Source organism: Thalassolituus sp. UBA2009 (genome assembly GCF_002335285.1).
Taxonomy (GTDB): Bacteria; Pseudomonadota; Gammaproteobacteria; order Pseudomonadales; family Oceanobacteraceae; genus Venatoribacter; species Venatoribacter alkanivorans.
Window position 1 is genome coordinate 16619 of record NZ_DDCJ01000035.1, and the last position, 2374, is coordinate 18992.

General features: G+C 56.3%; 1 protein-coding gene. It reads right to left on the reverse strand.

The window, feature by feature from the left end; genetic code table 11:
• On the reverse strand, nucleotides 1–2264 hold a 2264-nt coding region (gene acnD, locus B3P58_RS03950), incomplete at its 3' end, for a Fe/S-dependent 2-methylisocitrate dehydratase AcnD (RefSeq protein WP_286716166.1).
• Nucleotides 2265–2374 lie beyond the last annotated feature (110 nt).

Below are 2374 nucleotides of genomic sequence, written 5' to 3' on the forward strand. Positions count from 1 at the left end.
GCCCAGTCACGGGAAGAACCCTGACCGTAGTCGGCACCGGCGACGATGATCAGCGGCTGCTTGCGGTTCATGTAGGTTTCAATCGCTTCCCACATACGCATCACCTTACCTTCCGGCTCTACGCGCGCCAGAGAACCCTGCTTCACGTTGCCGTTTTCATCCAGCACCATTTCGTTCAGCAGTTTCGGGTTAGCGAAGGTTGCACGCTGTGCCGTCAGGTGGTCACCACGGTGAGTTGCGTAAGAGTTAAAGTCCTCTTCCGGCAGACCCATTTTGTGCAGATATTCCCCCGCCGCACTGTCCATCATGATGGCGTTGGATGGCGACAGGTGGTCGGTGGTGATGTTGTCCGGCAGCACAGCCAGAGGGCGCATGCCTTTCAGTGTACGCTCACCGGCCAGAGCGCCTTCCCAGTAAGGTGGACGGCGGATATAGGTGCTCATCGGACGCCAGTCGTACAGAGGGCTGATGGCCTTCTCTTTGGCACCCAGATCAAACATCGGAATGTAGATCTGACGGAACTGCTCCGGCTTCACGCTTTCTTTAACGATGGCGTCGATTTCTTCATCCGATGGCCAGATATCCTTCAGGCGGATTTCTTTACCATCAACGACCGCAAGCACATCCTTTTCAATATCAAAACGAATAGTACCGGCGATGGCGTAGGCCACGACCAGTGGTGGCGATGCCAGGAACGCCTGCTTGGCGTACGGGTGAATACGGCCATCGAAGTTGCGGTTACCGGACAGTACCGCCGTGGCATACAGATCACGATCGATGATTTCCTGCTGAATCACAGGGTCCAGCGCACCGGACATACCGTTACAGGTAGTACAGGCGAAAGCCACAATACCAAAGCCCAGTTTTTCCAGTTCCGGCAGCAGGCCGGAGTCTTTCAGGTACAGCTCGGCCACTTTGGAGCCCGGCGCGAAGGATGATTTCACCCATGGCTTGCGGATCAGGCCCAGCTCGTTGGCTTTTTTCGCCAGCAGACCGGCGGCGACCACGTTGCGCGGGTTAGAAGTATTGGTACAGGAAGTAATGGCGGCGATGATGACCGCACCATCCGGCATCAGACCTTCGGCTTCCTGTGCTTTGGCCGCATCCAGATTACCGGCAATACCTTTGGCGGCCAGGTCAGCCGTTGATACACGGGCATGCGGGTTAGACGGGCCTGCCATATTACGGCCGACAGCCGACAGGTCGAAGCTCAGTACACGTTCGTATTGCGCGGTTTTCAGCGCATCGGCCCACAGACCGGTTTCTTTAGCGTACTGTTCTACTAAGGCCACCTGCTCAGGCTCACGGCCGGTCAGTTTCAGGTAGTCGATGGTTTGCTCATCGATGTAGAACATCGCTGCGGTCGCACCGTACTCCGGTGTCATATTGGAAATGGTTGCCCGGTCACCGATGGTCAGACTGGACGCACCTTCACCGAAGAATTCCACATAAGCACCCACCACGCGCTCTTTACGCAGGAACTCGGTCAATGCCAGCACGATATCGGTGGCGGTAATGCCAGGCTGGCGTTTGCCCTTCAGCTCAACACCAACAATATCCGGCAGACGCATCATGGATGGCAGGCCAAGCATCACGGTTTCGGCTTCCAGACCACCCACACCAACAGAAATAACACCCAGCGCATCGACGTGCGGGGTGTGGGAGTCGGTGCCGACACAGGTATCCGGATAGGCTACACCATTGCGCGCCTGAACCACCGGCGACATTTTCTCCAGGTTGATCTGGTGCATGATGCCGTTACCTGCCGGAATCACATCCACGTTGTCGAATGCGGTCTTGGTCCAGTTAATAAAGTGGAAACGGTCTTCGTTACGGCGCTCTTCGATCTCGCGGTTTTTGGCGAAGGCATCCGGATCAAAACCGCCGCATTCAACCGCCAGCGAGTGGTCAACGATCAGCTGAGTCTGCACCACCGGATTGACTTTGGACGGATCACCGCCCTTTTCAGCGATGGCATCACGCAGACCAGCCAGATCGACCAGAGCGGTCTGACCGAGAATGTCGTGACATACCACACGCGCCGGATACCACGGAAAATCCAGATCACGCTTACGCTCGATCAGCTGCGTCAGGGCATCGGTCAGCAGTTCAGGCTCACAGCGGCGCACCAGCTGTTCGGCCAGAATACGGGAGGTATATGGCAGGCCGTCATAGCTGCCAGGTTTAATAGCATCGACCGCGGCACGGGTATCAAAGTACTCCAGTGCGGTGCCGGCCAGTGGTTTACGGAATTCGGTGTTCATGGGGTGTTCTCTCAAAAAAGCCGAACTGCCCGCAGGCAGTTCATACCAGGGCCTGTCGACACTAATTAAACAGGCCTGTTATTGGTTAAAAATTTCTCAGGCAAGGCGCT